A 23059-nucleotide genomic window follows, 5' to 3' on the forward strand; every position below is an offset into this window, starting at 1 on the left:
TCTTTTTTATTGCTGCAATAAAGCTGATCAATAACTGGCTTTTAAAATCACAAACTTGGTGTTGCTGGCAACTGCCGACACGTTGTCGAACCATCGTTTGAGCGTGATGTGGTAATTCAAATGGCGATTACCTATCACCCACAGTTCCCCGTTTTTTCGTAACACCCTGCGTGATTCTTTAAACAGACTAATAGCGATTTGGTCGCCTATGGTATTTTGCTGATGAAAAGGCGGGTTACAAAGAATAATATCAGCCGAAGCGGTTTCCTCCGCCGTCAATCCATCTCCAACACGAAATCCCGCAATTCTGTAATCACCCAAAGCCTGCCTAAAATTTTCTTCTGCGGAAGCGATAGCCATAAAGGATTCATCGACAAACAGTAATCTGGCTTGAGGATTGCGTTCAGCGGCAATTAAACCCAGCAAACCATTGCCACAACCTAAATCAATGATATCCAGCGCGTCGGTAGATTTTGGTAAATGTTGGAGAAAAAACCGTGTGCCAATATCAAGGCTGTCGCGTGAAAACACATTGGCGTGGTTGGCAATGCGGTAATCGGTATTTTCCAGTGTGTAATAAACCGGATAAGGATTAACGGGAACAATCAGATTCGGGTTGGGTTGGACAAAAATCAGCCGGGCTTTTTTTTTCGCCAATGACGTGGTGGTTGCACCCACCAACTGTTCCAACAATTTCCAGACCTTAGCTGGCAAAGTTTTGACCATGCCTGCAACAATCACTTGAGTTGTTGCCGTCAAATGAGGGTGCAGACGTATCAATTGGTCTTCCAGTAACGCCAAGGTTTTCGGTACCTTGATCAACACTAGGTCAAAGACATCCGTCAGTACGTCTACACTGCCGAGCAAATTCACATCCGACTCATGCAGGCCATTTATTGCCAGATTAAGCCGTGTCGCCTGTTGCGACAAATAGGAATCCGACATAGCCCAGGGATTCCACGCATGTAAGGCCACCGCCAGGGCGCCGAAGCTGTCATTGAGCAGTAAAATTTTGGCATCTTGGGCTGGATTCACGAACCCGGCGACATAATCCAGCAAATATTCATCCGCCGCATCAAACGCCCGCAATAATTCGTTAGGGCGTTTGGGCAAGCGGTTCAAGGTGAATTCGCCTTGGGCAACCTTCAAGCATTGGTCAGTTTCCGGCATTGTCAAACGGAATCAAGCGCGCGATGAATATTTGCCGGTTTCGGTATTGACCTTGATCAGCTCGCCCGTTTCTAAATATTCCGGCACTTGCACTTCTAAACCAGTGCTTAAACGCGCCGTTTTCGTCCGTGCCGAAGCCGAAGAGCCTTTAATCGGCGGTGGGGTTTCGATAATTTCCAACACCACCGTGGCGGGCAATTCAATGCCGAGTATCTCATCGTCAATCAACAAGGCGACGATGCCTTCCAAGCTTTCTGACAAATACTCCGCTTGGCCTTCCAAATCGTCGGGACTCAAGCTGTACTGCGTGTAATCTTCCGCGTCCATGAAAATATAGTTATCGCCATCTTTGTACGAATACTGAACTTTGGCGCGAACCAATTCCGCATCTTTGAACATATCATCGCCTTTTAGCGACTCATCGAGTTTCAGTCCGGTTTTCATATTGGTGAAACGGACTTTGTACAAGGTCGTCGCACCGCGTGATGACGGGCTTTTCACATCCACGTTTTTGACGATATGTGGTACGCCATTAATATCGACCACCATGCCCCGTTTTAAATCGCTTGCCTTTGCCACGTTTTATTCCTCGTTAGTGTTTGATTTGATTATTGTCCACGAAAAACACGAAAGGCACGAAAATACCCACACCGAAAAATACAGACCTTTCCGGTTTTAAAAACCGGAAAGGTCTGTATTGAATTGCTAAGGAACGGGCATGAAATAATTTCCGCACCAACTCGTCAGACCTGTCAGGTTTTGAAAACCTGACAGGTCTTGATCCGCGAATTTATTCCATGCACATTCCTAACTGAACGATAGCTAATTGTTTTTTCGTGCCTTTCGTGTTTTTCGTGGACAATAAAATTACCCGGCTTTCATTTTTAATATCGCCGCTTTTTTTAATCCGGCACGTTCCGCCTTTTCTGCCGCTTCCAGCTCTTTACGCAAATTTCTGGCTTCATAACGCCGTTTTGCTAACGCCGCGTTTTCACGCTTGCCTAGACTGCCAATATCAGCCGCCACAGGCTGCATGACGATGCAATCCACCGGGCATGGTGCGATGCACAACTCACAGCCTGTGCATTCGGACGCAATGACCGTGTGCATGAACTTAGCCGCCCCCAAAATTGCATCGACCGGACATGCCGCGATGCACTTCACGCAGCCTATGCAATCCTGCTCGATGATAAACGCCACTTGCCTGGGTTTATGCACGCCAAATTCAGGGTTAAGTGGTTTAGGCGGTCTGCCTAAAAACTCAGCCAAAGCGGCTATGCCTTCATCACCGCCCGGCGGGCATTGGTTTATATCGGCTTTATTTGTTGCAATAGCTTCTGCGTAAGGACGGCAGCCGTTATAGCTGCATTGGCCACATTGGGTTTGGGGGAGTAAGGAGTTGAGTTGTTCGATTAAGTGTTTCATTCAGACAAATCATGCCGGAAATGTTCCGGCGATGGTGAAGCTACCTGTCACATTACGGCTGGACCCGTTGCAAGGCGAATAAGCGGGGGATTTAAATGCAGATGATTTTATACCATGTAGGCCAGTGCCGCTATTGGCCAAGTTCAGTTTGTCAGTTGTCAAAACGTAGTGCGTATCATCAGGTATTTTGAATTAGCGCAAGATGTTAAAAACAAGCAGTAAAAAACTTGAGATCTACTTTGTGTCTGGATTTTAGTAATCAAAAAATCATCTAACTAGGTGTGCAAAAGTTTTTTAACATTGATTTTCACAGAACTAATGTCCACTATTTTCACCGCAACATTGAGGAAGCATCGTCATTCCGGCAATCCCTGCCGGAATGACGGCTTCTTCTTAAAAATGTTAAAGATTACGCACATCTACTTATGATGCCATGCAGCCTGGTTATTTCAATCTAGCCACGGCCACCTTAGCCAATTCACTTAAACCTTCCCCGCTTTCTTGACTATAAGCAATAATCGCCAGGCGCATCCTCGGCTCCCACACCCGCATGATATGGCTTTTAACGCCTTCTGCGGCGATTTCCTTGTCAGGTTCGGCATTGAAAAAATCACTGATGTCATTGGTCATTTTGATGAGTCTGTCTGTTTTCATGGTCATTTTTTTAATTTAATTGTTATGTAGTAAACGTTGCGGATGGGTGTAAACGACATGCTGGGTGTCGCGGGCAAAACCGATCAGTGTCAACCCCGCTTCATTGGCCAAGCGGATCGCCAAACCAGTAGGTGCGGAAATCGCGGCAAGCAAAGTGATGCCGACAAAAGCGGTTTTTTGCACCATTTCGTAACTGGCACGGCTGGTGACAATGACAAATCCGGTGCTTAAATTTTTGTTGGTTTTTAATAATAGGCCGATGAGTTTGTCCAGCGCGTTATGCCGCCCGACATCTTCGCGCAAATCGACGATGCCTTGACCCGGAACCGCCCAGGCCGCCGCATGGACTGAACCGGTCAGTTTATTCAATTTTTGCCGTTGCTTGACTTCAGCTAATGCGGAGAATAATTCTTCGGATTTGACGGTCAAATCGCCGTGTACTGGCGCGGGTTGGCGGATCGCTTGTTTTAACGTGCTTGCGCCACATAAACCGCAACCCGTGCGTCCGGTCAGATTACGGCCTTTATCGGCAAGGCATTGAAAATGCTGTTCAGGAATTTTTAACTGGACTTCAATACCGTTGGAGCGGTTATAAATCCGTGTTGACAATAATTCTTGCGGATTGGAAATAATGCCTTCGGTGATGCTAAAACCCAAGGCGAATTCTTCGAGATTGGTCGGTGTCGCCAGCATGACTACATGCGGCACTCCGTTATAAACCAAAGAGATAGGCACTTCTTCGGCAATATAGTCCAGCTCTTGTGAACGCTGGTTGTTATGCCAGCGTTCGACGGTGCTTTGTTGGTAACTAGGCCATCCTAAATCTAAGGACAGGCCGTTAGCCATGGCTCATGCCTTGCGCCAGCAAGTCCAGTTGGGTTTCAGAAAAGTTCTGATAACTTTCCTGCCATTTTGAAGGTTGGCTGACTTTAGTGACTTGCACGGCGGTGACTTTGTACTCAGGACAGTTGGTCGCCCAATCCGAGTTGTCAGTGGTGATGACGTTCGCGCCGGATTCAGGGAAATGGAAAGTCGTATAAACCACGCCAGGTTGGACGCGCCCGCTGACTAAAGCGCGTAACACGGTTTCACCGGCGCGGCTTTTGATGCCAACCCAATCATCGTTGTTGATGCCACGGTCTTCGGCGTCATGCGGATGGATTTCCAAACGGTCTTCACTATGCCACGCCACGTTTTCGGTACGGCGGGTTTGCACGCCCACATTGTATTGCGACAGAATACGCCCGGTGGTCAGGATTAACGGGAACATTTGCGTGATACGTTCATGGGTGGCGACGTAATCCGTCAGCATAAACAGCCCCTTGCCATTGTCACGCATGAATTCATGTTCGTGCATGATCGGTGTGCCTTCCGGTGCCTCATCGTTGCAAGGCCATTGGATGCTGCCGAGTTCGTCAATTTTTTTATAACTGACACCGGTAAAAGTGGGTGTCAGGCTGGCGATTTCGTCCATGATTTCCGATGGGTGCTGGTAATCCATCGGATAACCCATTGCGTTTGACAGCAGTTGTGTGACTTCCCAGTCTTGGTAGCCAGCCAGTGGTCTCATGACCTTACGCACGGGGGAAATACGGCGTTCGGCATTGGTGAAAGTGCCGTCTTTTTCTAGGAATGATGCGCCTGGCAAGAACACATGGGCGAATTTCGCGGTTTCGTTCAGGAACAGATCCTGCACGATGACACATTCCATCGCCCGAAGGGCCGCATGTACATGTTGGATGTCTGGATCAGATTGGGCAATATCCTCGCCTTCAACGTACAAGCCCAAAAAGCTTTTATCCATAGCAGAATCAAACATATTAGGGATGCGCAGGCCTGGCTCCAAACTCAGTTTTGCATTCCAGGCACTGGTAAACAGTTCGTGGGTTTCGGTGTCGGAAACATGGCGGTAACCAGGGAATTCATGTGGGAATGAACCCATGTCACAAGAACCTTGCACATTGTTTTGTCCGCGTAAGGGGTTGACGCCCACGCCATCACGGCCCAGATTGCCGGTCGCCATCGCCAGATTGGCAATGCCGATGACTGTCGTCGAACCTTGGCTGTGTTCGGTCACGCCCAAACCGTAATAAATCGCGCCATTATTGGCGGATGCGTAAAGCCTTGCTGCGGCCCTGATTTCAGCAGCAGGCACTCCGGTGATAGATTCAGCCGCTTCCGGCGCGTGTCTAGGGTCGGCAATGAAGGCTTTCCATTTGTTATAAGAAGCCACGTCGCAACGCTCGTTAGCAAAAGCATCGTCAGTCAAATTTTCCGTAACGACAACATGGGCCAGTGCGTTGATTAAAGCAACATTGGTGCTGGGACGTAATTTTAGGTGATGTTGCGCTTGTACATGGGGTGTTTTGACCAAGTCAATTTCGCGGGGATCAACAACGATCAATTTCGCACCTTGACGCAAACGTTTTTTCATTTGCGAACCGAATACCGGATGCCCGTCAGTTGGGTTGGCACCGATTACCATAATGACATCGGCTTTCATGACGGAGTCAAAGTTTTGCGTACCGGATGATTCGCCAAAAGTTTGCTTTAAGCCATAACCGGTAGGCGAATGGCAGACGCGGGCGCAAGTGTCGACGTTGTTATTGCCGAATCCAGCCCGGATCAGTTTTTGTACCAGATACGTCTCTTCATTGGTGCAACGTGACGAGGTGATGCCGCCAATTGAATCTTTACCGTATTTGGCCTGGATACGTTTCAGTTCGGAAGCGGCGTGGTTGATCGCTTCTTCCCAAGTCACTTCTTGCCATGCGTCTTTGATGCTGGCGCGGATCATCGGTTTCGTGATGCGGTCTTTATGGGTGGCATAGCCAAAAGCAAAACGGCCTTTGACGCAAGAATGACCGTGGTTGGCTTTGCCGTCTTTGTGCGGGACCATACGGATGACTTGTTCGCCTTTCATTTCTGCACGGAAAGAACAGCCTACACCGCAATAAGCGCAAGTGGTGACGATTGCATGTTCAGGTTGGCCGTTGTCGATGACCGATTTTTCCATCAAAGTGGCGGTTGGGCAGGCCTGGACGCAAGCTCCGCAAGAGACACACTCGGACTCCATGAACGGCTGGTTTTGGCTAGGCGATACTTTAGAGTCAAAGCCACGGCCATCAATGGTCAACGCAAACGTACCTTGGGTTTCTTCACAGGCCCTGACGCAACGTGAGCAGACGATACATTTGCTAGGATCGAACGTGAAATAAGGGTTGCTGGTGTCTTTGACCGCATTTAAATGGGTTTCCACTGGGTTGTAGCGCACTTCGCGCAAACCGACCGCACCCGCCATGTCTTGCAGTTCGCAGTCGCCGTTCGCGGAACAGGTCAAGCAATCTAAAGGGTGGTCAGAAATATACAATTCCATCACGCCACGGCGCACTTCCGCCAAGCGGGGATTTTGGGTGATGACTTTTTGGCCTTCGGCGACTGGTGTGGTGCAGGAAGCCGGCATCCCTCGCCCGCCTTCGATTTGCACCAGGCACAAACGGCATGAACCAAAGGGTTCTATGCTGTCGGTTGCACACAGTTTAGGAATGTCTATACCGATACTGGAGGCGGCACGCATGATGGACGTGCCGGCAGGGACGGTGACTTTAAAACCGTCAATTTCCAAGTTTACCATTGTGGTGGCGGGGCTGGCGGGGGTACCGAAATCTTTTTCTTTATTGATGGACATGGTTGTTACCTCATGTTTATTGTTAAGCGGCATTGGACATTTGTTTGAACACGATTGTCATGCAAATAACCGTATAGTGTCATCACATTGATTTAGAAAGCGAAAATGTTTATCCAGAGAATAAATCTTGCAGTTATTTTGTTTTGAATTTTGAGCAATCAGTAAATCGGGTATGCCTATGCCATTAAATCCTGCGGTTAAACAAGTTGTTTGCCATTGAATAATCTCCGGCCAATTTATTTGCAGGGCTAGTAAACTTATTTCTTTTAATAATTCAATGATTTTATACTGCTTTTTTATTATTAAAAAAGGTAATAATTCTGCAAGGATAATATCATTGAGGACAATTTGGTTGTTTTCAAGCAAGCCGTCCAATTCGTCAGAGTTTGCGCCATTTTTAAAGTAATCAATCCAGATCGAGGTGTCAATTAAGATGGGCATCGCGATTTCTAAGTAGATCAATATTTATATCGAGATCAACTTTACCCTTGTATGACCGAAGGTCTGCAACTTTATTTTTTTTAATGTACTCTTGCAAGGCTAAGATAATAACCTGGTTTTTTATCTTAATGTCGGTCAGTTGCATGGCTTCTGCAACAAGTTCGTCCGGTAAGTCAAGGGTCATTATCATGTTGGATTTTACCTTTATTAGGCTATGTCTGCTTGATGATCAATCCCAAAATCTTGCGGGAAATGGTTTAACGCACTCAATACCGGATACGGGGTCATGCCACCCAAGGCACACAAAGATCCATTCAACAAGGTGTCGCACAGCGAGCGTAACAATGGCACATTTTTATCCAAATCACGGCCTTCGATGATGTCGTCCATCAACTCCATGCCGCGTGTCGAACCGATGCGGCACGGCGTACACTTGCCGCAGGATTCCAAGGCGCAAAATTCCATGCTGTAACGTGCCATTGCCGCTAGGTCGGCGGTGTCGTCAAACACCACCACGCCGCCGTGCCCTAACACAGTCCAGTTGGCGGCGAAAGCTTCGTAATCCAGTGGTGTGTCGAATTGCGATTCTGGCAAGTACGCACCTAAAGGCCCGCCCACTTGTACGGCTTTGATGGGACGACCCGTGGCGGAACCGCCACCGAAATCATAAAGCAATTCGCGCAAGGTCAAGCCAAATGCCAATTCAACCAAACCACCGTGTTTAATATTGCCTGCCAATTGAATGGGCAACGTGCCGCGTGAGCGTCCCATGCCAAAATCGCGGTAATACTCGCCGCCCTTATCGAGAATAATGGGGACTGATGCCAAGGAAATGACATTGTTGACCACAGTGGGTTTCCCAAACAGGCCGCTAATCGCCGGCAGTGGTGGTTTAAACCTTACCAAGCCACGTTTGCCTTCCAGACTTTCCATCAATGAAGTTTCTTCGCCGCAAATGTAAGCACCCGCACCTAAACGGACTTCGAGATGGAATGCTTTGCCGCTACCTAAGATATTGTCACCCAGATAACCGGCGGCAGTGGCTTTGTCAATGGCGGCATTTAAGGCAACGAGCGCATGCGGATATTCTACGCGTAAATAGATATAAGCTTGTGTTGCGCCAACTGCCAGCCCGGCAATCGTCATGCCTTCGATTAACACAAACGGGTCGCCTTCCATGACCATACGGTCGGAAAACGTGCCGGAATCGCCTTCGTCAGCATTGCAGATAATGTATTTTTGCTCAGATGGCGTGTTCAACACCGTGTTCCATTTGATGCCCGTCGGGAACGCCGCGCCACCACGTCCACGCAAACCGGAATCAGTGACGTGTTTGACGACATCGGCTGGCGACATTGCCAGGGCGTTGTCCAGGCCACGGTAACCGTCGTTGGCAAGGTAATCGTCCAGACTGACGGGATCGGTGATGCCGATACGGGCGAAAGTCAGACGTTGTTGTTTTTTCAGATAATCGAATTCTTCGGTCAGACCCAAAGACAGGGCGTGGTCGCCGCCATTGGTAAAATCGGCATCGAACAGGCTGGCGACATCGGCGGTCTGGACTGGGCCATAAGCGATACGGCCTTTATCAGTCGCGACTTCAACCAAGGGTTCAAGCCAGAACATGCCGCGCGAGCCATTACGGATCAATTGAATGTCAATACCGCGTTTTTCCGCTTCAGCTTGAATGGCTTTGGCGACACGGTCTGCGCCTAAGGAAACGGCACTGGAGTCGCAAGGGACGTAAATGGTTTTGCTCATGCCGCAGCCTCCGTGTTGGCGATCAATTCATCAAATAATTCAGGAGAGACGCGTCCATAAATGTCAGCGCCAATTTGCAGGGCAGGGGAGCAGGCGCAATTGCCCAAGCAATAAACGGGTTCCAGCGAAAATGCACCATCGGCGGTAGTTTCATGGTAATCAATGCCCAGCTTGGCTTTGACATGCCCTTCCAACTGTTTGCTGCCCATAGATTGGCAAGATTCAGCCCGGCATAAGTGTATGGTTTGTTTGCCCGGAGGTGTTTCACGGAAATAATGATAAAAACTGATGACGCCATGAACTTCGGCACGGGAGAGGTTGAGTGCTTTGGCGATTACAGGGACGCTATCAGACGGAATATAGCCCAGCGCGTCTTGCACTCCATGAAGAATCGGTAAGAGTGCGCCGGGTTTATCTTTGAGGGCGGCGGCAATTGCCTGCACTGTTGATAGCATAGTGCTTGAGTCTGTCATAATTTTCTCACGATTGTGAATCCTTGCTTAAAAGCAACATCTATCCTTATAGCTGCATGTAATAAATTTTTAACTCCTAGAATAGCACAAGAGTGTTGTGTGTAAAAATCACATTTGTCTGGCGATTTAGGACATCATGCTTCGCTAACAGTGAATTGTTTCACAACTGAATTGAATCAAATTCACTTGTAAGGTTTTCTATTTAGGCTGCAAGTTCGCCTGTTTTTTTTAAAACAGGTTTTATTCATGTTAGCTGTCATCCACTTGGTCTGCGATCTGGGTAAGCTTTTGGGTCAATTCGGCTAATGACTTATCCGTTTCGGTGCGTATCGTGGCGTGGGCTACTTTGCGGCCTTTGCGTGGATCTTTACCATATAAATGTAAATGTGCGCCCGGAATTGTCAATACCGTTTCTGATGACGGCAGGCCGCCGATAAAATTAACCATAGCCGCTTTGTTTATCGCCGTGGTTGCGCCTAAGGGTAAATTTAATATTGCCCGTAGATGGTTTTCAAATTGACTGGTTTGCGCGCCTTCAATTGTCCAGTGGCCTGAATTATGGACCCGTGGGGCAAATTCATTGGCGACCAGTTTGCCATTGAACTCGAACAGTTCCAAGGCCAAAACCCCGACATAATCCAACGCTTCGAGCAAGTGGGTGATGTAGGTTTGCGCTTGTTCTTGCATCGCATCGTCGGTCTTGCATTCAGAAACCCGTAAAATACCACCGCGATGCAGGTTTTCGGACAATGGATAATAAACAATATCACCTGCAATATTGCGTGCGGCAATAACCGACACTTCACGGGTAAATGGCACAAAGGCTTCGATGATGGCGGGGACACCTTCCAGTTTGTGCCATGCCGCTGCCAAATCATCAACCGTTTTCAGTACCGATTGCCCTTTGCCGTCGTAACCTTGGGTGCGGCTTTTTAAGACGGCCGGATACCCGATGTCCGCCATAACCGCCTGCAAATCTTCCAGGCTGTTTACCGCGGCATAAGCCGGAGTGGGGATGCCGATGCCATTAAAAAAGTTTTTTTCGATTAACCGGTCTTGGGCGACAGCCAATGCTTGCGGTGAAGGATGCACTTGCGTGTGTGCGGACAAAAACTCCGCCACTGTTGAGGGGACGTTTTCAAACTCGTAAGTCACCACATCAGCCCGTTCCGCCAGTTGTGCGAGTAAGCTGACGTCGTTGTAATCCCCTTGTAGATGCTCGCCCAAGCGATTGGCGCACGCATCAGCAGCGGGGTCCAAAAAAATAAACTCCAAGCCCAGCGGAAAACCTGCCAGGGCTATCATTCGGGCAAGCTGCCCTGCACCCAGTATCCCCACTTTCATAAAATCTCAAGCCTCATTTCTTGGGTCGGCATGGGCCAACACGTTTGCGGTCTGCTCATTTCGGAAACTAGCCAATGCTTCCCGGTATTGGCTGTGTTTGTTGCTGATAATAGCCGCCGCCAGCAAGGCCGCATTGATAGCGCCTGCCTTGCCGATTGCCAGGGTGCCGACCGGAATGCCGGCGGGCATTTGCACTATCGACAATAGAGAATCCATACCATTTAAGGTTTTGGATTGCACGGGTACGCCCAAGACCGGAACCAGGGTTTTCGCCGCCGTCATGCCCGGCAAATGTGCGGCGCCACCCGCGCCGGCGATAATGGTCTCCAGGCCCCTGGCTTCGGCTGTTTCTGCGTAACTGAACAATTTGTCCGGGGTTCGATGGGCTGACACGACTTCGACCTCATAAGGGATACCCAGCTTGATTAAGGTCTCCTCGGCAAAGCACATGGTTTCCCAGTCCGAAGTGGATCCCATGATGATGCCCACCAGTGCGGTCATGTTGATTCCTTGTTAATCATTTTTGAACTAAAAATGTCCGAATAAAATTTAAAGTTGCGTAGTATCGCATAAATAGTGCCTGAATGGTTTCAAACTGATCAAGAAAATAAACAAACTTACCAAGAAAATAAACAAACTTAGGAATGGGCATGGAATAATTTCCGCACCGGCTCGTCAGACCTGTCAGGTTTTCAAAACCTGACAGGTCTTGATCCGCGAATTTATTCCATGCCCATTCCTTACCAAGAAAATAAAATTTATTTAAAGTTTTATTGGGTATCAATAGAAAACCAATGTATAATTTCCGGCTCAACTACGGAGCGGTAGTTCAGTTGGTTAGAATACCGGCCTGTCACGCCGGTGGTCGCGGGTTCGAGCCCCGTCCGCTTCGCCATTTTTTATCTGGTGCCCATGCACTAATAAACCGTATTGATAAGCCTGTTAGCCAGCATATTTGGTGTAGGGCTTATGCCTAGGCATTCATCGCCACCCACCCCATCATTTTAAAGCGCTTTCCTGACCCAATAAGTTCACGCGATATGGCAAGACGAAACAAACATAGTCTGGATGAGATCAAGGCAATGGTTTTGTCGGCGGCGGAAGCTATTGTCATTGAAGAAGGTGGCGGCGCATTGACCGTGCGCAAGATTGCCATGCGGGTAGGTTATACCGTGGGCAGCATTTATATGGTATTTGACAATATGGCGGATGTCATCTGCCATGTGAACGCGAAAACGTTGGAACATATCGCCACCATGTTGAAACAGCAGCAGCCACAGGATTTGCATGTCTTGGGCCGCGCTTATCTGGATTATGCCCACCAAAACCACCATCGTTGGCGGCTATTGTCTGATACGGGTTTTAGGGAAAATGGTTGTGCGTCCGAAGCCTATCAGGCGAGTGCCGATGCACTGATCAATTTGATCGAGTCAAGCTTAGCCAGTACAAACAATCCAAATTTAAGCAATCCAAATGTAAACGACCCGACGCAGAAAAGCTTATTGGCCCGGACGCTGTGGGCTGGAATGCAAGGGGTGTGCGCGAATATGCTGGATGGCGGCACTGGCAGCGTCAAAGCGGCCGAAGCCAGCATGCACTTATTAACCACGCTATTTTGCGGCACAGTAAAAACTGGCGGTTAGCCACTTCATGAATGTGGCTTTGCAGGGCTGTGGCGTAAACTCAATGACACCAGAAAAGTCCCGACAAATATCAACAAGCCCAGCACCATCATGGCTATGACCGGGCCGGCACTGTTTGCAGCGGCAAAAGTGTAGCAGCCAACCCCTACCAACATAGCAATATTGTTGAAAAAACCTTGTAAAGCGACCGCACGGCCACTACCGATGCTTTCTTTTCCCAGCTCCTGCAAAATCGCATTAACCGGCACGATAAACATCCCCCCCATCATACCGATCAGCAGCAAGGCGGCTCGCGCTGACCACAAGCTGTCGGTAAAGCTCAAGGCTACGACACTCAATGCCATCAGATAAGCCGGAATTCTCGCCCTGCGGATATGTTCCAAAGGAATCAAGCGTGGCACAATCGCGGAGCCGATGATAATCCCAATGGCTAGAAATAGGGTCAACGCGGCAATTTCGGTGGCATTTTGGGTCATCAACACCAAAGGCGCCCAGGCGATCAGGATGACGCGTAAAGTCGCCGCCGCCAGCCAAAACAGGCCGCCGCCCATGATGGCGAAAGAAGAGCCGGATAAGGTAAAAAATTGCCTGATTTCTCTGCCAAAAGCGAGGATTTTGGAACCGGAAACGGCTTTTTTGATTTCGCCGGTCGGTAGGAACAAAGTAACTAATGCGGAAATGATAAACAAGCTGACGCAAGCAACCAATGCCCAGTGTGTGGAATAATCAGCGATTTTAGCACCCGCCATCATACCGAGCAGGATCGCCAGTATGGTTGAGCCTTCCATCAGGCTATTGGCTTTAATGAGGTGATCATAATCAGCAAGTTCAGGTAATATGCCGTATTTAACCGGGTTATAAACTGCCGCCCCCATGCCGATGACGCTATAAGCCAGGATAGGCTCGACATTCAGTAGCAATAGCGCGGCACCGCCGGCTTTAATCAAATTTGCCACCAACAATACTTTGGGCTTGGCATGGGTGTCGGCAATTTCACCCACCCAGGGCGCCAGCATGACATAGGCAACCGTAAAAGCGCTTTGTACAGCGGGAATATACCAGCTTTCCGTGTGCATGGACTGCATGACGATGGCAATGACGGTGAACAATACGGCATTATCTGCAAATGCCGATAAAAACTGGGCGATTAACAAGGGGTATAGGTGTTTGTTCATGATACTTGGTGGCCTAGTGTAGGCAATGAGTGGGTAAGAAACGTCATGATTGTCATGGGGCGGGTTAGGGTTCAGGCATTAAAAACAATCTGGTTTATTAAATGCCAGAAAATACAGGTGGTCGATTTTTCTCAAATATTAATTTTCCCCATTCAATTGGATTACTAATTGTTTCATAAGATGCTTGCCCAAAAAGCGTGGGCGGGGCGTTCCTTGTTTAATGCAAGCACTGATGAAACAATTAATGCTTGACTGGTAGGTCAGTAGACTTAAATTATGTTGATTGCCATTTTATTGATGACGACTCCTTGGGATTTTAACGTTTACTTTCATCAGGGCAAATAGTAGCATCAGCAGGCTTTAAATTAAGCGCGGTTTTTTGGTTGGCGGATATTAGGCTGGCAAGCATAATACCGCGTTGAAACACTTTATGAAAAAGGGTGTGGTTTGCAGGACGGCTGTTCGGAATGAGCAGTCCAGTGCGCTTAAAAAGACGCATCCGTATTGGAAACGGCCCGGATTCAAGCACTCCCCAGTGGCTTGCCTGTATGGCGGATCGTTAAGTTTTTTATTTTATCATGCAATTAAACCAGCTTTTTGCGGGATTGCTAAAACGCTTTAAAACTACAGGAAAACCAATGGCAATTGCTGAAGACTATGTCATTTCGGTCGCTTTAGCCAGTGATATTGGCTGCCATCGACAAAATAACGAAGATACTGTCAAATTTTTTTCACTATCAGGAAATGTCCAAACAGGATTGGCAATTGTTGCTGACGGTATGGGCGGGCATAAGGCGGGGGAGGTCGCCAGTCAAGAAGCGGTGGATGTTATTGGTGAATGGTGTTTGGCACATCATTTTGCCGACCCGCAGCAGACACTGGTTAATGCGTATTTGGCGGCCAACCAGAGGGTGTACCGCCATTCGAGCGATCATCATGATTGCCGGGGCATGGGGACGACGGTAACCGCCCTTTTGATTGCTAATGGCATGGGCTGTTATGCCCATGTTGGTGATTCCAGGCTTTATTCCATCCGTGACCGGCATATTACCCAAATGACGCAGGATCATACACTGGTGGCGCAAATGCTGGAGTATGGCATGATCACCGCAGAACAGGCGAAAGTCCATCCTCAAAAAAATATACTGACCAATGCCCTGGGCACCAATCCTGATATTTTGGTTGATGTTTCGGATATTTTGTTTCCCATCCAAATCGGCGACAGCTATTTGCTATGTTCCGATGGTCTTTTTGAAAAAATAACGGATGACGAAATCCTCCATATTATTGTCAATAATTCCCCTGAAGAGGCTTGCACCGCACTGGTTGATGCAGCTATTGACAGGGGCGGCAATGACAATATTTCGGTCATAGTGCTGGCCGTCCAGAACAACTATTAAAGTAGAATAGTCATGGCGATTCAAGAGCTTGATAATTTATGTATGGGCTGTATGTCCATCAATAAAGTCGGCTCTGTTTGTCCTAAATGCGGCTTTGACAACAATGCCCAACAGAGTTCGCTGGTATTGCCCTATCGGACCATCCTCAACAAAAAATTTTTGATTGGTAAGGTATTGGGCAAAGGGGGGTTTGGCATAACTTACCTGGCTTGGGATTTGGTTTTGCAAACAGCCGTTGCCATTAAAGAATATTTGCCCGCCACGCTGGTTACCCGCGACAACAACCGCCCGATGGTAGCGGCGCATTCTGATGAAAACCGCCTTGAATTTGAATTCGGTTTAAAACAGTTTTTGCAGGAGGCCCGCACCCTGGCACAATTCAGGCATGCCAACGTAGTGCGTGTACGGGAGTTTTTCCCTGCCAACAAAACCGCTTATCTGGTTATGGATTACTATGAGGGCGTTTCACTGCAACAGTTTTTGCAACTGAAGAACCAAAAACTCACTGAAGAAGAAGCGTTGAAGATTATGCTGCCAGTGATGGACGGTTTGGCACAAGTCCATCAAAAAGGTTTTTTACACAGGGACATCAAACCTGACAATATTTATCTAGTCGATAAAGAGCATCCGGTGCTGCTCGATTTCGGGGCCGCCCGTAGTGCCATCAGCCAGAAAAGCGTGTCGGTCTCGGTAATATTGACGCCCGGTTTTGCGCCGTTTGAACAATACTTGTCACGCAGTAATTTTACCCAGTCAACAGATATTTATTCAGTGGCGGCGACTATTTACTACATGGTCAGCGGCATCAAACCGAATGAAGCGACTGCCCGTTTACAGAAAGACCCGATTATCCACTTGGCAAATTTGGAAACTGGCTTAAGCCAGCAGTTTTCCAATTCGATTATGAAGGCGTTGGCCGTCTATCCAGAAAACAGGCCGCAATCTATAAAAGAATTCGAACAGCAATTGACCGAGCAGCCTGCCCGCACCCAAACGTTTAAAAAATCCGTTTATAAGCCGGGTTACATCAATCCTCCGGTTGCACCGGAACCTAAAGCGGTTAAGCTGGACTTGGCGCCTATGGAAGATCCTTTTCCCCAGGAAAAAAAGTATGAAACTTACTTTTGCCCGCATTGTAAAACCAAAAATGTCCTCCGTGAAGGCAAATTTTTAGCTGACGCAAAGTGCATTAAATGCCGTAAAACGCTTGGCGAAAAAGTCAAAGAACCTTTTTCGTTAGCCCTCCTGTTTAAGATAAGCCTGGTCATACCCATGCTGTTGCTGGCTTATTACTTTATCACCCATGATATTTTGACCGAACCCTTCATTAAAAACATGATGCTCCCCTACGTTGCAGGATCATCCGATGCACCCGCCAAGGAACATGTTCCCGAACCAGACTTAGGCGTCCTAGCCAACCCCGTCAATCCCCCGCGTGTACAAGCACAGCCTGCACCCATCCATGCACCTGCATCCCGGCCAACAATGGAAGCTTTTCCGCGTTTAGCGCGTCCAAGCCCGGATGGTCTACCAAAGTTTGCCTCTTTGTTTGCGATAAAAGCCTGTGAAGGCAAGGCCTTGCACGAAGAATGCGTGGCGAATACGCCACGCCGAAAACTAGCGGGTATTTGTGAAAAAATCAGGGGGACGATGGCCTGCATCCCTGGTGTCCCTAACTGACAAAGCCTCTCCTGCGGCACGGCAATTAACTCGTCATCGCCAATTCCGTGACCGCCGGATAATTAATCTTGCCCGTAGCCAGTGCTGGAATAGTTTCGACAACCATAACCCGTTTCGGTAAACAAATGGCGGCGACGCCGCTGGATAAAGCCGCCAGCCCAATGGCCGTGGCCTGCTTTTGGGTGGTCAGCAAAATTATCTGCTCGCCTTTTTTGGCATCCGGCAAACTGATGGCGGCGTGCTGCGCATCAGGCCAGGCGCTTGCGGCAATTTGCTCGACAACTGTCAGCGAAACCATTTCACCGCCGATTTTTGCAAAACGTTTGCTACGCCCGTAGATACCGACAAAACCGTCTTCATCGACATGGACAATATCCCCCGTGTCGTACCAACCTGGGCCGTAAACCGAAGCGGTCGGTATTAATGTCCCTGGCTGCCCGGCCAACAAATAACCCAGCATGATATTAGGACCCTGCACATGCAGCTTGCCCGCATCGGCTACGCCCTCGACGGGTTCCAGTCGATAGCGCATAGCCGGCATCAGCCGCCCGACTGTCCCCGCCTTAAAATCCATCGGCGTATTGACCGCCGCCACAGGTGCGGTTTCGGTCGCGCCATAACCTTCTAAAATACGGATACCAAATTTATCCGCCCACAAGTCACGGGTGCTTTCTTGCAGTTTTTCCGCCCCCGCAACCACATAACGCAGATTGTAAAAATCATAGGCATGGGCTTTTTTGCCATAAGCCGCGAAGAAGGTATTTGTGCCGAACATGATGGTCGCGCTGATTTCATAAGCGATTTCAGGGATCACGCTAAAATGCAGGGGCGTAGGATAAAAGAATGTCGTCATGCCGCTGAGCACCGGCAACAGCGTACCGACGGTAAAACCAAAGGAATGGAACATCGGTAAAAAATTCAACACCACATCTTGTGGGGTGAAACTGATGCGTGCGGCAATCTGCTTATGATTTGCCAGAATATTGCTGTGCGATAACACCACGCCTTTCGGTGTGCCTTCCGAACCGGATGTAAACAACACCACTGCCGGGCTGTCCGGTTGGTCGCGGTCATATCGGTACCAATAAGCCGTGGTTTTGCTTTGCAGCAAGGCTTTGAGCTTGTCGAATTTGGAAATCGTCGCCGCCAAATCTTCCAGATACACTAGCTTGACGCGTGGTGCGAGCTGTTCGGCTTCTTCGGATAGTTTGCCCAGCTCGATAAACCGCCGCGAAGTCAGCACGGTTTTAATTTGCGCGACCTGGCAAGCCGACACCATTCCCGCCGAACCCGTGGAATAATTCAACATCGCCGGTACGCGGCCATGCAATTGCAAGCCTAAGACAACAGCCAGGGTTTTTGTGGTATTGGGCAGGAACACACCGACATACTCGCCGGATTCAGTCAAGCCGCGTAAGGCATTGCCTATCGCAATCGTGCGCGTGATCAAGGTGTCGTAAGACAGCGGGACACGCTCCAAATCTTCCGCCACGGTATGTTTGCCGCCGTGTACAGTCCGTGCATCGAGCAGGCTGGAAAAAATGTTTTGCCGGTAGTCACTGGTTTTAAACATCATCTCGGTCATGATGTCGGCGAGGATATGACCGCTGTATTTGCGCCGGTTTTTACCGCTCAATTCCTGATGGGCGGCAATATGTGTCGGCGGCAAAATGTGCAGGGTGATTTTGGGCAACAGGCGTAGGCGGAAGATATTACGCATTTTAGAAAAATGCGTGTACTGCGCCCCTTCGATACGCACCGGTAAAATCGTCGCGCCGGATTTGTCCGCCACCATGCCCGGCCCGTCATAGATTTTCATCAACGAACCGGTCGCGGTAATCCGCCCTTCAGGAAAAATCACCGTTTTGCCGTCCTTTTGTAGATGATGGATCAGGTTTTTCAACGAAATCGGGTGGGTCGGGTCCATAGGAAAAACCCGCGACAAGCCTAGAAATGGTTTTAACCACCAACGTTGGGAAATATGCGTGTTAATCGCAAAGGTAATGTCATCGGGCAAAAACACGCCTAATAACAGCGGGTCTAAAAACGATGTGTGGTTGGCGATGATCAAGACCCGCCCGCCCGCCTGGTGGTAATTGTCCAGCCCTTTCACTTCAACCTGGTAAATCAGTGTCAACAGCCAATGTAAGCATTTTTTTAGCATGATGTTATTAATTGTTTCATAAGTAATCGCACCTTAAATTTCAAAATTGTTCCGGCGATTACTTATGAAACAATTAATAACTTATTGATTATATGTATGTGTATCCCATAAGTTCGCGCACAGTAACCTCATCCTACTGTGCGCGAACTTATGGGGCAATTAATATCTCCTCCTGACGACATTCTAGCAGATATTGATTGGCGATTTTGCGGCTGGACGGGAAGCCCGGCTCCAACTGGCCTTGTCAGCACACTTTGCCATCTTACGCTTTATCCTGCGCCATACATACACTATCCACGACACACAAGGCCGTCATATTGACAATGCGCCGCACCGTTGCCGAAGCGGTCAAAATATGTACCGGTTTGGCGCAGCCTAGCAGCACGGGGCCGATGGCGACGCCGTTGCCGGCGGTGGCTTTGAGCAGGTTGTAAGCGATATTGGCGGCATCAATAGTGGGCAACACCAGTAAGTTGGCACTGCCTTTCAAGGGGGTGTCCGGCATGATGGATTTGAGCATATCAAAGTCTATTGCCGCATCGCCGTGCATTTCGCCGTCAATTTCCAGATCAGGGGCTTGTTGCTGGATGATCGCCAATGCGTCGCGCATTTTTTGTGCGGAGACGCTGTTGCCGGTGCCGAAATTGGAATGCGACAACAAGGCGACGCGGGGTATGAGGCCAAAATGGCGCATTTGGCCGGCGGCCAATAAGGTGATTTCCGCCAGTTGTTCCGCCGTGGGGTTTTCGTTGATATGGGTGTCCACCAAGACGATTTGCCGGTCAGCCAAGACCAGGTAATTCATTGCCGCATACACATCACAACCTGGGCGTTTGCCCAGCACTTGATCGACGTAGTGCAAATGTAGCCTGGGCGTACCGAAAGTGCCGCATATCAGGCCGTCCGCATCACCTTTATGGACGAGCATCGAGCCGATCAAGGTGTTGCGGCGGCGCATTTCCAGTTTCGCGTATTGTTCGGTGACCCCTTTGCGCTGGGTCATTGCCAGATAAGTCTGCCAGAAATCGCGGTAACGCTCGTCAAACTCAGGATTGACGATAGAAAAGTCAACACCGTTTTTCATGCGCAAACCGAGTTTGTCGATGTGTTGCTGGATGACGGCAGGGCGGCCTATCAACGTCGGTGTGGCGAGCTCTTCATCAAGGACGATTTGCACCGCCCGTAACACGCGCTCGTCTTCGCCTTCAGAAAAAGCAATGCGTTTGAGCGACAGTTCGGCTTTTTTGGCTTTGTGGAAAACCGGCTGCATGAACGAGCCGCTGTGGTAGGCAAATTGCCGCAGGCGTTCGGTGTAAGCCTCAATATCCGCTATCGGCTGGGTGGCGACGCCGGATGCGGCGGCGGCTTTGGCGACGGCGGGCGCGATTTGGCTCATCAGGCGCGGGTCGAAGGGCAGGGGGATCAGGTAATGCGCCCCGAATGACAAATCTTGGCTGCCATAAGCGGTGGCGACGACATCGGAAGGTTCCGCCTGCGCCAGTTGCGCGAGGGCGTGGACGGTGGCGATTTCCATTTCACGGGTGATCGTGGTTGCGCCGCAATCCAAGGCCCCGCGAAAAATATACGGGAAACACAGGACATTATTGACCTGGTTCGGATAATCCGAACGGCCCGTGGCGATAATCGCATCATCCCGCACGGTACGGATTTCTTCCGGCAGGATTTCCGGGGTTGGATTGGCTAAAGCCATGATCAAGGGCTTGTCCGCCATGCTTTTCACCATGTCCGGCTTCAACACGCCACCGGCTGACAAGCCCAAAAACACGTCCGCGCCCGGAATAATTTCCGCCAGGGTCCGCGCTGGCGTGTCTTGGGCAAAACGGATTTTGTCCTCGTCCATCAGTTCGGTGCGGCCTTGGTAAACCACACCCGCCAAATCGGTGACAAAAATATTTTCGATGGGGAAACCCAAATCGACCAGCAAATCCAGGCAGGCCAAGGCCGCCGCACCGGCACCGGACACCACCAGTTTGCAGTGTTTGAGGTCTTTGCCGACGACTTTCAGGCCATTGAGTATCGCCGCGCTGACGATGATCGCCGTGCCATGTTGGTCGTCATGGAACACCGGGATATTCATGCGGCCACGCAGTTTGCGTTCGATGTAAAAACATTCGGGGGCTTTGATGTCTTCGAGGTTGATGCCGCCAAAAGTCGGTTCCAACGCGGCGATGATGTCGCAAAGTTTGTCGGGGTCGGTTTCGTTGATTTCTATGTCGAAAACATCAATGGCGGCAAATTTTTTGAACAACACCGCCTTGCCTTCCATCACCGGTTTGGCGGCTAAAGGGCCGATATTGCCCAATCCCAAGACCGCCGAGCCGTTGGTGATGACCGCGACCAGATTGCCCCGTGCAGTGAAGCGGGCGACATTGTGCGGGTCTTCGACGATTTTTTCACAAGTCGCCGCCACGCCTGGCGAATAGGCCAGGGACAGGTCACGCTGGCAGGTCAGTTGCTTGGTCGGCGTGACGCTGATTTTTCCAGGCGCGGGAAACTCGTGATAATCCAGCGCGGCTTGGTTTAATAAACGGGATTGTTCTTCTTTAGGGGGCAGGGATTTCATGTTTTGTGCTTGTCCTGTTACGGTAGGGCGTATAGATCTAAAGTAAACCTTGTTTATTTAGAAAACAATGGCGTTGTGGTTTAAGGCAGAAAATGACGAAGGAACGAAAATTATCTCTTCGTGGTTAATCGAAAGCCGGAACAGATTTGCACCGACAATAGGCGCATCGCCTAATGCGCCTATTGTCGGCAGGCGGCCTGTTCCGTAATGTTTTCAGTACAGACGTTAAGGACGGAGTTTGAAGCCCTGTCCCGCTTTGGGGGCTTATAAACCCGATCCGTAAACAAACAGATAGACGCAAAGAGCAATACCCAGAACGGCAACAACCCAATTTATGAATACGCCTAGATTTACCCGATAGCCTTCTGGAATTTCAACGGGCTTAAGGGTACGCAGAACCCTGCGGTACTGGGTAATTGCGGCTAAAGATGCAAACGCACCCAACAAAATAAAAGCGAGGCCAACCCAAAATGAGAAGCCCCTTTGAAGCGGCTCGCTTTTATGGAGCGAGAGTATATGGACAAACAGGCCAAAACGTTCGATGACAAAACCGAATGCCATTAATGTCAGGCTGGTGCGATTCCAGGCAAGTAGCGTTCGCTCAGCTGCAAAGAACACCCTCGGATCATTCAGCTCAGACATATAAAACCACCAAGAAGCTTAATTTTGAGATAAGGCACTTGGGCTACCTACGGCTGTGTCTGGCTAGCATCAGGAGCAACAGGTTCATCAGGATCATCCAGCACCGCTTCACAAGCTTGTTGATAAAACACCAACGATGGCGGAAAAGCAGTGACTTCGACGGTCAATGTGGTTTCTTTCCCAAAGTTGGCTATCGCGGTGCTTGCCGCCTTTTGGAAATTGACCGCCAATTGTTTCGCCAATTTTTCCCGTGCCTCGTCCTTGCCTAAAGCAAACGGATCTTCTGCCAAGTAAGTGTTGTTGACGGCTTCCTGGAGCGCGTCTTCAGAGAACGCCTCAATTTTTTTTTCAAAATCGCTAAAAACTTTTGCTCCCCGGTCATGTTTGATACGTTCTATATCTTGCGGGTCGGCATAGAGCAGAAAAGAGCCTTTCGCGCCTTCAAATTTATTTTTACACGCAGCACCGTCCATGATTCTGACCAAATTCAAGGTCTTGCCATTTTTGACAATGGTCATGGCTGGATTTTGGCCTGAAAAAGCCGCATTATCCTGATTGGATGGTAGGGGTTTTTTTTCGGTAGGTGGGGTGGAGACCGTCTCTTGTTTAACTTCCTGGGTGGAGCAAGCCGCTAACGTTGTTACTATGCCTATCATCAAAAAATACAAGCTTGCTTTCATTAAAATGCCCTAGTGGCTACATATTATGGATGTTGGCTTATTATAATCGCTAAGAAAGCATATCCGTTAAGAAAGCGTTTAATAAGGCATGTTATCCTGCTTTACCCAAATGCCTGGTTTGGCTTATTTGCACGA

The 23059-nt window shown here is 49.2% G+C and carries 21 protein-coding genes and 1 tRNA gene; 4 read left to right on the forward strand and 18 right to left on the reverse strand.

Annotated features, from left to right (window positions below; all coding sequences use genetic code 11):
- Positions 1-27: 27 nt before the first annotated feature.
- From PHH59_RS01445 to PHH59_RS01505, 13 genes are all read right to left on the reverse strand, one after another.
- Positions 28-1170 carry a methyltransferase gene (locus PHH59_RS01445; RefSeq protein WP_300010091.1) on the reverse strand — a complete coding sequence of 381 codons (1143 nt, stop codon included), beginning with the start codon at positions 1168-1170 and terminating at the stop codon, positions 28-30.
- A gap of 12 nt (positions 1171-1182) precedes the next feature.
- Positions 1183-1749: an elongation factor P-like protein YeiP gene (gene yeiP, locus PHH59_RS01450; protein WP_300010094.1), complete on the reverse strand. Its 567-nt coding sequence runs from the start codon at positions 1747-1749 to the stop codon at positions 1183-1185.
- Positions 1750-2037: 288 nt separating this feature from the next.
- Entirely contained in the window at positions 2038-2595 is a 558-nt protein-coding gene (rsxB, locus tag PHH59_RS01455; protein ID WP_300010097.1) for an electron transport complex subunit RsxB, read from the reverse strand.
- Between the two features lie 444 nt (positions 2596-3039).
- On the reverse strand, positions 3040-3249 hold the full coding sequence (locus PHH59_RS01460; RefSeq protein WP_300010102.1) for a formate dehydrogenase subunit delta: 210 nt from the start codon (positions 3247-3249) through the stop codon (positions 3040-3042).
- Positions 3250-3264: 15 nt separating this feature from the next.
- On the reverse strand, positions 3265-4095 hold the full coding sequence (fdhD, locus tag PHH59_RS01465; protein WP_300010105.1) for a formate dehydrogenase accessory sulfurtransferase FdhD: 831 nt from the start codon (positions 4093-4095) through the stop codon (positions 3265-3267).
- Positions 4088-6937 (reverse strand): formate dehydrogenase subunit alpha, encoded by a 2850-nt coding sequence (gene fdhF / locus PHH59_RS01470; RefSeq protein ID WP_300010108.1) that lies wholly within the window; start codon positions 6935-6937, stop codon positions 4088-4090. The genes fdhD and fdhF overlap by 8 nt, the downstream gene beginning before the upstream one ends.
- Positions 6938-6994: 57 nt before the next feature.
- Entirely contained in the window at positions 6995-7378 is a 384-nt protein-coding gene (locus tag PHH59_RS01475) for a PIN domain-containing protein (RefSeq protein ID WP_300010111.1), read from the reverse strand.
- On the reverse strand, positions 7362-7562 hold the full coding sequence (locus tag PHH59_RS01480; RefSeq protein WP_300010114.1) for a type II toxin-antitoxin system VapB family antitoxin: 201 nt from the start codon (positions 7560-7562) through the stop codon (positions 7362-7364). The genes PHH59_RS01475 and PHH59_RS01480 overlap by 17 nt, the downstream gene beginning before the upstream one ends.
- 23 nt (positions 7563-7585) lie before the next feature.
- Positions 7586-9139 carry an NADH-quinone oxidoreductase subunit NuoF gene (locus tag PHH59_RS01485; protein ID WP_300010117.1) on the reverse strand — a complete coding sequence of 518 codons (1554 nt, stop codon included), beginning with the start codon at positions 9137-9139 and terminating at the stop codon, positions 7586-7588.
- Complete coding sequence (locus tag PHH59_RS01490; protein WP_300010120.1) at positions 9136-9612, reverse strand: formate dehydrogenase subunit gamma; 477 nt, start codon at positions 9610-9612, stop codon at positions 9136-9138. The genes PHH59_RS01485 and PHH59_RS01490 overlap by 4 nt, the downstream gene beginning before the upstream one ends.
- A 249-nt stretch (positions 9613-9861) precedes the next feature.
- Positions 9862-10956, reverse strand: coding sequence for a 5-(carboxyamino)imidazole ribonucleotide synthase (locus PHH59_RS01495; RefSeq protein WP_300010123.1), 1095 nt, complete (start codon positions 10954-10956; stop codon positions 9862-9864).
- A 6-nt stretch (positions 10957-10962) separates the two neighbouring features.
- Positions 10963-11457: a 5-(carboxyamino)imidazole ribonucleotide mutase gene (gene purE / locus PHH59_RS01500; RefSeq protein WP_300010126.1), complete on the reverse strand. Its 495-nt coding sequence runs from the start codon at positions 11455-11457 to the stop codon at positions 10963-10965.
- Between the two features lie 16 nt (positions 11458-11473).
- The gene (locus PHH59_RS01505) at positions 11474-11740 is read right to left on the reverse strand and encodes a hypothetical protein (RefSeq protein WP_300010129.1); all 267 of its coding nucleotides are present in this window, start codon (positions 11738-11740) and stop codon (positions 11474-11476) included.
- 34 nt (positions 11741-11774) lie between these two features.
- On the opposite strand from PHH59_RS01505, the gene PHH59_RS01510 reads away from it, so the two are divergent.
- A tRNA-Asp gene (locus tag PHH59_RS01510) sits at positions 11775-11851 on the forward strand.
- 145 nt (positions 11852-11996) lie between these two features.
- Positions 11997-12599, forward strand: a complete 603-nt coding sequence (locus tag PHH59_RS01515) for a TetR/AcrR family transcriptional regulator (RefSeq protein WP_300010132.1) — start codon at positions 11997-11999, stop codon at positions 12597-12599.
- Positions 12600-12604: 5 nt separating this feature from the next.
- On the opposite strand, the gene lplT is transcribed toward PHH59_RS01515, so the two are convergent.
- Entirely contained in the window at positions 12605-13774 is a 1170-nt protein-coding gene (gene lplT / locus PHH59_RS01520) for a lysophospholipid transporter LplT (RefSeq protein WP_300010134.1), read from the reverse strand.
- A 638-nt stretch (positions 13775-14412) separates the two neighbouring features.
- Between lplT and PHH59_RS01525 the strand changes: the two genes are divergently transcribed.
- The gene (locus PHH59_RS01525) at positions 14413-15174 is read left to right on the forward strand and encodes a Stp1/IreP family PP2C-type Ser/Thr phosphatase (protein WP_300010137.1); all 762 of its coding nucleotides are present in this window, start codon (positions 14413-14415) and stop codon (positions 15172-15174) included.
- Between the two features lie 12 nt (positions 15175-15186).
- Positions 15187-16854: a serine/threonine-protein kinase gene (locus PHH59_RS01530; RefSeq protein ID WP_300010140.1), complete on the forward strand. Its 1668-nt coding sequence runs from the start codon at positions 15187-15189 to the stop codon at positions 16852-16854.
- A 25-nt stretch (positions 16855-16879) separates the two neighbouring features.
- Here the strand turns inward: PHH59_RS01530 and PHH59_RS01535 are convergent, their stop codons facing one another.
- The 4 genes from PHH59_RS01535 to PHH59_RS01550 all read right to left on the reverse strand — a co-directional run bounded on the left by PHH59_RS01535 (position 16880) and on the right by PHH59_RS01550 (position 22924).
- Positions 16880-19018: an AMP-binding protein gene (locus PHH59_RS01535; RefSeq protein WP_300010143.1), complete on the reverse strand. Its 2139-nt coding sequence runs from the start codon at positions 19016-19018 to the stop codon at positions 16880-16882.
- A gap of 262 nt (positions 19019-19280) precedes the next feature.
- Positions 19281-21602 carry an NADP-dependent malic enzyme gene (locus PHH59_RS01540; RefSeq protein WP_300010146.1) on the reverse strand — a complete coding sequence of 774 codons (2322 nt, stop codon included), beginning with the start codon at positions 21600-21602 and terminating at the stop codon, positions 19281-19283.
- Positions 21603-21866: 264 nt separating this feature from the next.
- On the reverse strand, positions 21867-22244 hold the full coding sequence (locus tag PHH59_RS01545; protein ID WP_300010149.1) for a DUF202 domain-containing protein: 378 nt from the start codon (positions 22242-22244) through the stop codon (positions 21867-21869).
- A gap of 47 nt (positions 22245-22291) precedes the next feature.
- Complete coding sequence (locus PHH59_RS01550) at positions 22292-22924, reverse strand: hypothetical protein (RefSeq protein ID WP_300010152.1); 633 nt, start codon at positions 22922-22924, stop codon at positions 22292-22294.
- Between the last annotated feature and the right edge of the window lie 135 nt (positions 22925-23059).

The organism is Methylovulum sp., from assembly GCF_028687615.1.
In the GTDB taxonomy this organism is placed as follows: Bacteria; Pseudomonadota; Gammaproteobacteria; order Methylococcales; family Methylomonadaceae; genus Methylovulum.

Bases quoted from the DNA above. Each gene is read 5' to 3' on its own strand.
- PHH59_RS01445 (WP_300010091.1), bottom strand. From the start codon at position 1,170: ATGCCGGAAACTGACCAATGCTTGAAGGTTGCCCAAGGCGAATTCACC.
- rsxB (WP_300010097.1), bottom strand. From the start codon at position 2,595: ATGAAACACTTAATCGAACAACTCAACTCCTTACTCCCCCAAACCCAA.
- PHH59_RS01460 (WP_300010102.1), bottom strand. From the start codon at position 3,249: ATGAAAACAGACAGACTCATCAAAATGACCAATGACATCAGTGATTTT.
- fdhD (WP_300010105.1), bottom strand. From the start codon at position 4,095: ATGGCTAACGGCCTGTCCTTAGATTTAGGATGGCCTAGTTACCAACAA.
- fdhF (WP_300010108.1), bottom strand. From the start codon at position 6,937: ATGTCCATCAATAAAGAAAAAGATTTCGGTACCCCCGCCAGCCCCGCC.
- PHH59_RS01475 (WP_300010111.1), bottom strand. From the start codon at position 7,378: ATGCCCATCTTAATTGACACCTCGATCTGGATTGATTACTTTAAAAAT.
- PHH59_RS01480 (WP_300010114.1), bottom strand. From the start codon at position 7,562: ATGACCCTTGACTTACCGGACGAACTTGTTGCAGAAGCCATGCAACTG.
- PHH59_RS01485 (WP_300010117.1), bottom strand. From the start codon at position 9,139: ATGAGCAAAACCATTTACGTCCCTTGCGACTCCAGTGCCGTTTCCTTA.
- PHH59_RS01490 (WP_300010120.1), bottom strand. From the start codon at position 9,612: ATGACAGACTCAAGCACTATGCTATCAACAGTGCAGGCAATTGCCGCC.
- PHH59_RS01495 (WP_300010123.1), bottom strand. From the start codon at position 10,956: ATGAAAGTGGGGATACTGGGTGCAGGGCAGCTTGCCCGAATGATAGCC.
- purE (WP_300010126.1), bottom strand. From the start codon at position 11,457: ATGACCGCACTGGTGGGCATCATCATGGGATCCACTTCGGACTGGGAA.
- PHH59_RS01515 (WP_300010132.1), top strand. From the start codon at position 11,997: ATGGCAAGACGAAACAAACATAGTCTGGATGAGATCAAGGCAATGGTT.
- lplT (WP_300010134.1), bottom strand. From the start codon at position 13,774: ATGAACAAACACCTATACCCCTTGTTAATCGCCCAGTTTTTATCGGCA.
- PHH59_RS01525 (WP_300010137.1), top strand. From the start codon at position 14,413: ATGGCAATTGCTGAAGACTATGTCATTTCGGTCGCTTTAGCCAGTGAT.
- PHH59_RS01530 (WP_300010140.1), top strand. From the start codon at position 15,187: ATGGCGATTCAAGAGCTTGATAATTTATGTATGGGCTGTATGTCCATC.
- PHH59_RS01535 (WP_300010143.1), bottom strand. From the start codon at position 19,018: ATGCTAAAAAAATGCTTACATTGGCTGTTGACACTGATTTACCAGGTT.
- PHH59_RS01540 (WP_300010146.1), bottom strand. From the start codon at position 21,602: ATGAAATCCCTGCCCCCTAAAGAAGAACAATCCCGTTTATTAAACCAA.
- PHH59_RS01545 (WP_300010149.1), bottom strand. From the start codon at position 22,244: ATGTCTGAGCTGAATGATCCGAGGGTGTTCTTTGCAGCTGAGCGAACG.
- PHH59_RS01550 (WP_300010152.1), bottom strand. From the start codon at position 22,924: ATGAAAGCAAGCTTGTATTTTTTGATGATAGGCATAGTAACAACGTTA.